The sequence below is a fragment of the Mycolicibacterium peregrinum genome (assembly GCF_001665625.1).
In the GTDB taxonomy this organism is placed as follows: Bacteria; Actinomycetota; Actinomycetes; order Mycobacteriales; family Mycobacteriaceae; genus Mycobacterium; species Mycobacterium peregrinum_B.
Genome location: NZ_LZSY01000151.1, coordinates 40,839 through 47,776 on the forward strand (window position 1 = coordinate 40,839; position 6,938 = coordinate 47,776).

Consider the following 6,938-nt stretch of genomic DNA (forward strand, 5'->3'; position numbering starts at 1 on the left):
ATGGATTTCTCAACAGTCGAACTGTCCGCTGAGGACGAGGCGTTCCGCACCGAGGTGCGCGAGTTCCTCTCGAGCATCGTGACCGAGGACGTCATCCGGCGGGACCGCGAGACCGGCGACAACTTCGACGAGGGCGTGCACCTGGCCCTCGGCGCGGCCGGGTACCTGGAGAAGGAGTTCAAGTCCGAAGCCGATGGTGGGTTCACCCGGGTGCAGTCGCGGATCTGGCAGCTGGAGAAGCGCCGGGCCGAGGTGCCGTGGGTGACCTGGGGAACAACGATCATGATCGCTCGTTCCGTCTCAAAGTTCGCCGCCCCGGAGATCCGTGACGACGTGCTGTGCGGGGTGTACGACGGCACCGTCCGGATGTGCCTGGGCTACACCGAACCCGAGGGCGGCTCCGATGTCGCGACGTGTAAGACCCGCGCGGTCCGGGACGGCGATCAGTGGGTAGTCAACGGGTCCAAGATGTTCACCACCGGCGCGCACAACTGCCAGTACGTCTTCCTGATCACCAACACCGATCCGGACGCGCCGAAACACAAGAGCCTCACCATGTTCCTGGTGCCCCTGGACTCCGACGGTATCGAGATCCAGGGCATCCGAACGATCGACGGTGACCGCACGAACATCGTCTACTACTCCGATGTGCGGGTCGACGACAAGTATCGGCTCGGTGACGTCAACGGTGGCTGGACGGTCGTGCGTGAACCACTCGACGCCGAGCACGGGGCGGTCGCGGCCGCCGACGATGGTCTGGCCGATGTCGCGATCATGATGCATCAGGCCGGATTCATGGCTGAGGCGGCAGACAACGTGGCCGCGCTGGTGGGTACTCCCGATGCCAGTGGTCACGCCGCGGTTGACGATGGATCGGTCGCATATCGACTGGGGCGCAGTGTGGCTCGTCTGGAGGCGTCACTGTCGTCGCCCAGCATTTTCGGCCGAGTCGCGTTGGCTCAGACCATGCGCGACATCGCCCCGGATCTGATGGACATCGCCGGATCAGTGGCCGCACTGCCGATCGGGGCCGACGGGGGAGCCGATGACCGCAGTGAGTACGTGTACCGGTTCGCGCCCTTGGTCGGCATCTACGGCGGCACGCTCGAGGTGTTCCGCAACATGATCGCCCAGCACGTGCTTGGCCTGGGCAAGCCGAACTACTCGGCGCCCAAGGCGAAGGCTTCCTGACTGGTCCAGCTTCAGCGCCGAAACGGCATTCCAGCAGGGCTTTACTCGCACTTTTCCTGCTGGAATACCGTTTCGGCGGAGGGGATCGGAGGGGATCAGACCTCGGCCAACTGCTTGTTGAGCTGGTCGCCCTCGATGTCCAGGTTGGGCAGGAAGCACTCCAGCCGCTTGGGAAGCCACCAGGCCTTGTCGCCGAGCATCGACATCACGGCAGGCACGATCGCCATCCGCACCACGAACGCGTCGATCAACACCCCGAACGCCAGCGCGAAACCGATCTGCTTGATCATGGGATCGCCGTTGAACACGAACCCCGCGAACACCGACATCATGATCACTGCGGCGGCCACCACGACCCGGCTGGCCTGGGTGAACCCGTGTGACACCGCGTCATCGCCGCGGTGCCCGTGCACATGGGCCTCCTTCATCGACGACACCAGGAACACCTGGTAGTCCATCGCGAGGCCATAGAGCACCCCGATCACGATGATCGGGAGCAGGCTCAGGATCGGCCCCGTCGCGCTCAAGCCGAACAGCTGTTGGAACCAACCCCATTGGAACAATGCGGTGGTGGCCCCGAACGTGGCCAGCACGCTGAGCAGGAATCCGACGGTCGCCTTGACCGGTATCGCGATCGACCGGAACACGACCAGCAGCACCAGCAGTGACAGGCCGACGACCACGCCGATGTAGAGCGGTACGGCTTCGGCGAGGCGATCGGTGGTGTCGACGCCCATCGCGGTGATACCGGTGACGCCGAGGTCGACGTTGTGCAGTTCGGTCAGCGGGCCGGCGTGTGCGCGGATGTCGCGGACCAGTTGGGCGGTGGCATCATCGGTTGGCCCGGTGTCGGGCACCACCGAAAACAGCGCGAATTCCTCGTTGTCGCTGACCTTTTGCAGACTGACCGATTCGACGCCGCTCAGTCGGCGCAGGTCGTTGTTGGTGTCCACGAGGTCGGCGATGGTGAGCTTGCCATTGCCCGCCGCGGGTTCGGCTACTACGACCAGCGGCCCGTTGTAGCCCTCGCCGTAGTGGGTGGAGACCAGGTCATAGCTCTCGCGTTGAGGTGTGCCCTGGTTGTAGCTGGAACCGGCGGGCAGACCCATCGACATGTTGAGGGCCGGCAGCGCGAGCAGCGCGGCGATCACCACACCACCGACGGCGACGGGCACCCGGTGCCGCAGGACCGCACCGACCCAGGCAGTCGCGAAACGGTGATTGGTGCCCTTCTCGGTGGACTGCGCGCGCCGGGTCTTGTCCGAACAGATGCGCTCGCCGACCAGACCGAGCAGGGCGGGTAGCAGCGTGAGCGCTGCGATCACGGCAACGACCACGGTGGCAGCGGCGGCCAATGCCATCGGGGTGAGCAGCGAGATGCCGACCACGGTCAGCGCCACCAGCGCGATCACCACCGTCGTTCCCGCGAAAATGACTGCGCTGCCGGAAGTTCCAAGCGCCCGCCCGGCCGCCTCGCCGGCACTGAGGCCCTGGTCGATGATCAGCCGCCGCTGTCGATTGACGATGAACATCGCGTAGTCGATGCCGACGGCCAGGCCGAGCATCAATGCCAGCACGGCTGTCATCGACTGCATGTTGACCAGGTGCGAGAACAGGAATGTTCCGCCGACACCCACGGCTACCGAGCTCAGCGCGGTGGCCAGGGGCAGCCCGGCGGCAACCAGTGAGCCGAGGGTGACAACCAGGACCAGGGCAGCGACGGCCAGGCCGATGACCTCACCGGCACCGACGATTTCGGGCATCTCAACCATGCTTGCCGAGGGCAGCACCTTGATCCCTGTGCCCGAGACCGCGTCGCGTGCAGCGGTCACCGTGTGCTCGACGGTGCCCGACGGCAATTCCGCGGTCTGCTTGTCGAATTGGAACTGGTACAGGGCCGCGACGCCGTCAGCAGACACCAGCACGCCGGGCACGGGTTGGCCGTTGACCATCATCGGGTGCGGGGCGTCAGGTCCGGCAACAGCCGGCACCTCGGACCGTGCGATGGCCGCCGAGGCGGTCAGGGTGGGGCTGGCCGGTCCCTTGGCCAACTCGGCCTGGGCCAGTGCGCGGGGGTCGAGCACGTGCTCGGACCGCGAGATGGAGTCGACAGCGCGCAGCACTGCGGCGCTGTTGTCGTGGTCGTCGATGCGCTGGTCCGTCGGGACGGCAAAGGCAATGAGCCCCTGTCCGCCCGAGGATTCGGGCATGCGCTGCGCCAGGTCGTCGATGACCTCCTGGGCAGGTGTGCCGTTGATGCGCATCTCGTTCGAGATCCTCGGTGGATTGGTCACGAGCAGGCCCGCCACCACGGCGATCAGGGCAAGCCAGCCGCCGATCACGAGCCATGGACGACCGAACGCAAAGCGCCCCAGCCGGTACAGATAGGTGGACATATAAGTGAGAGTAGGATCTCAATATGGGAGTCAGCTATCGTTTGTTGCGAAGCCCATCCCCGGTGCACGAACATGACCTGCGCCACGTCCCCCGGAACGGATATGCCTGCTCGTACCAGCCGCCGTCGCACCGACGCCTATGCCAATGAGAGCCGTATCGTCGCAGCTGCTCGCGAGGTCTTCGCCGCGCGGGGTGGGGCAGCGACGTTGACGCAGATCGCCGCGCACGCGGGCGTCGGCAATGCGACGCTGTACCGCCACTTCCCGAACCGACAGGCGCTGGCGGCGGCCGTGTACGAGGACGCATTCGCCACCGAGGTCGAGCCGGTGATCCTGGCGCTCATCGACAGTGACGCCCCACGTGAGGCCTTCATCGATGTGATCGAACGGCTTGCCGAACTGATGTATCTCCAGCGTCCGCTGCTGCCCTCGCTGGACCACCTCACCGTGCTGACTGCCAGATTGTTCAACCGAAAGCGTGACCTGCTGGAGGCGTTGGTGACGCAGGGGCAGGCCTCGGGCGATCTGCGCGCCGATCTCACGGTCGACGACGTTCCGACCTTCGTGGCCATGGTGACTGCCGCCTCGGTGGCGCTCGACCAGCCGCCGCAACTACGCAGGCGTTACCTGAGTTTGATGCTCGACGCCCTCAATCCGGCAGACGCGCAGCCGCTTCCACCGTTGGCCGAGGGCCGCCGCTAACCAGACGGCACCAGGCTCGGTGGGACCGGTACAAGATCCCGGCAAACTTGCTCAGGCCGTGGTGAATACAGGGGGCTTTACCGCACCCGGGTCGGGGTTGGCGATCGGCAGGCCCATGAACCGCCGGGCGTTGTCGCCCATGAAGTCGTATGTGCGCCGGATGTCCATGCCCTCGGCGTACTTCCAGAAACCCTTGGGTTCGGCCAATCCTTCGGGATGCGGATAGTCCGAGCCGAAGAGCACCTTGTCCCATCCGACCGTTTCCACCACATCGGACACACAGCCCTCCCAGAACGGGCTGACCCAGATGTTGCGCCGGAACACATCGTGCGGATGTTCGGGGAAGTTCTGCGGCATCTTCTTGTACAGGTCGGCGAAATCGTGGAACAGCGGGAAGATCCAGCTGCTGCCATTTTCGACGCTGGCGATGCGCAGTTTGGGGAACCGGGTAAGGGTGCCGTGGCAGATCAGCGCCGTCAGCATGTCAGCGATCTCCCGGTGGCCCAGCACCATCCAGCGGAAGGCGCTCTGCGCCATGAAATTCTGGGTGTACGGCGGCTCCCACTTGTTGACGTAATCATCCAGCGGGGGATAGCTGGCATGCAGGACGATGGGCAGGCCGGCGGCCTCGACGTCGCGCCAGAACGGGTCGAACTCCGGCAGGGCGGGGGAGCGCCAGCCATGCAGGCCGTTGACAGGCCCCGGTTTGATCAACGCGACCTTGCCGTCGTGCTCGAGGATCCACTCCAGTTCCCGTTGCGCCGCATCGACTTCGGAAAGGTTGATGATTGGTGTGGAGAACACCCGGTCGGCGTGGTTGAAGCCCCAGTGTTCGAAGATCCACTCGTTGAGAGCGTGGACGATGGCCAGCGTCAGCTGTGGGTCATCGGCACTGGAGTGCTCGACCAGGCTGCCCAGCGTGGGGTAGTTCAGCGCCTCGACCACGCCCTGCCGATCCAGTTCCTTGACCCGGTCTTCCGGGTTGCGGGTGGCCTCGGGTGCGTCGATGGCCTTGCCCTGCATCTCGCGCAGCGTCAGGCCTTCGGTGTTCTCGCCGGCGAAGAACTTTTCGTGCGCGCCCGGTGCGGCGACGCGCTCGAACGTCGGGTTGGGGATGAAGTCGGTGACCCGGTTGTTGATCACGACCCGGGTCTGCCTGCCGAACTGCGCGTACTGCACGGCGCGGCTGTACTTCTCGGGCAGGAACTTGGTCAGTGCGTCCCCGGTCTCGTACATGTGCTGGTCGGCATCGAAAATCGGTGCTTCCCTGAACTGTTCGATGGAATGTTCAGTCACGGTTGTGGTTCCTTTTCTCCCGCGAGCACACGCGTAGGTACCCGAAATGCCGCCCCGGCCGGGTACCTACGAGTCTGCTCGGCCATGAAAGTCAGAGCGTCAGGACAGTGGCGCCGGCGGTGCCGGGTGCGCCGTAGAGCTGGGCGAAACCGACGCGCGGGTTGCCGGGCACCTGCCGGTCGCCGGCCTCGCCGCGCAGCTGGCGCACCAGTTCGTGGATCTGGCGCAGCCCGGAGGCGCCGATGGGCTCGCCGTTGGCGATCAGGCCGCCGTCGGTGTTGACCGGCAGCGATCCGCCGATCTCGGTGGCGCCGTCGGCCAGCAGTTTCTCCTGGTCGCCGTCGGCGCAGAAGCCGCATTCGGCCATGTGGATGATCTCCGCACCGGCATCGGTGTCCTGCAGTTGCACGACGTCGACGTCTTCGGGTGCCACCCCGGCCTTCTCGAACGCGGCGCGGGCGGCGTACACCGTCGGCGCCACATCCTCCTCGACTGGCGCGCAGGTGGTGTTGACCTCGTAGGCACCGTAGCGGCGGGTCCGGACTTCGACGGCCTTGAGATAGACCGGCTTGTCGGTGTAGCGATGGGCGATGTCGGCGCGGCACATGACCACCGCGGCCGCGCCTTCGTCGGGGGCGCAGAACATGTATTGCGTGAGCGGGTAGTTGAGCATCGTCGAGTTGAGGATGTCGTCCTCGCTGATCGGCTTGCGCCGGAACGCGTTCGGGTTCAGTGCACCGTTGCGGAAGTTCTTGTTGGCCACCTTGGCCAGCGTGCGCTGGGAGATGTTGTGCTCGTGCAGGTAACGGTTGGCCTTCATGCCGAAGAACTGGGTGGTCAGATACTGGCCGTTCTCGGCGTACCAGCTGGGCATCCCGACCAGTGACGGGTCTTCGGTGAACGCGCCGCGGGGGTGCTTGTCCAGACCGACGGCGATGCCGATGTCGTAGTCCCCGAGCCGGATGCCGTCGGCGCAGGCCTTGGTGGCGCTGGCTGCCGTCGCGCACGCATTGAACACGTTGGTGAACGGAATGCCGGACAGTCCGACCATCCCGACGATGGCGTCCGGGTTGGCCACGGTCCAACTGCCACCGGTGGCAGCGCCGACGTCCTTCCAGTCCACTCCGGCGTCGGCGACAGCGGCGAAGATGGCGTCCACACCCATCGCCATCGCGGACTTGCCCTCGAAGCGGCCGAACGGGTGAATGCCGACGCCGATGATGGCTACGTCATTGGTCATCGGGCGGAACCTCTCGGTGCGAAGGCGAAGGTGACGACTTCGTTGCCATCTTCATCGGTGGTGAACGGGATCATGGTGAGTTCGACGTCCATGCCGAATTGCAGTTTGGCGGG

General features: G+C 65.4%; 5 protein-coding genes. 2 read left to right on the forward strand and 3 right to left on the reverse strand.

Annotation, left to right across the window (positions count from 1 at the left end; genetic code table 11):
- A complete protein-coding gene (locus A5779_RS23790; protein ID WP_064886206.1) occupies positions 1-1,191 on the forward strand; it encodes an acyl-CoA dehydrogenase family protein in 1,191 nt (396 codons plus the stop codon).
- A gap of 95 nt (positions 1,192-1,286) precedes the next feature.
- On the opposite strand, the gene A5779_RS23795 is transcribed toward A5779_RS23790, so the two are convergent.
- Positions 1,287-3,587, reverse strand: a complete 2,301-nt coding sequence (locus A5779_RS23795; RefSeq protein WP_064886207.1) for an MMPL family transporter — start codon at positions 3,585-3,587, stop codon at positions 1,287-1,289.
- 102 nt (positions 3,588-3,689) lie between these two features.
- On the opposite strand from A5779_RS23795, the gene A5779_RS23800 reads away from it, so the two are divergent.
- Positions 3,690-4,289 carry a TetR/AcrR family transcriptional regulator gene (locus A5779_RS23800; RefSeq protein WP_064886213.1) on the forward strand — a complete coding sequence of 200 codons (600 nt, stop codon included), beginning with the start codon at positions 3,690-3,692 and terminating at the stop codon, positions 4,287-4,289.
- A gap of 51 nt (positions 4,290-4,340) precedes the next feature.
- Here A5779_RS23800 and A5779_RS23805 read toward each other — a convergent pair whose 3' ends face one another.
- Positions 4,341-5,525 (reverse strand): amidohydrolase family protein, encoded by a 1,185-nt coding sequence (locus A5779_RS23805; protein WP_064886214.1) that lies wholly within the window; start codon positions 5,523-5,525, stop codon positions 4,341-4,343.
- A 151-nt stretch (positions 5,526-5,676) separates the two neighbouring features.
- Entirely contained in the window at positions 5,677-6,825 is a 1,149-nt protein-coding gene (locus tag A5779_RS23810; RefSeq protein WP_064886208.1) for a thiolase family protein, read from the reverse strand.
- Between the last annotated feature and the right edge of the window lie 113 nt (positions 6,826-6,938).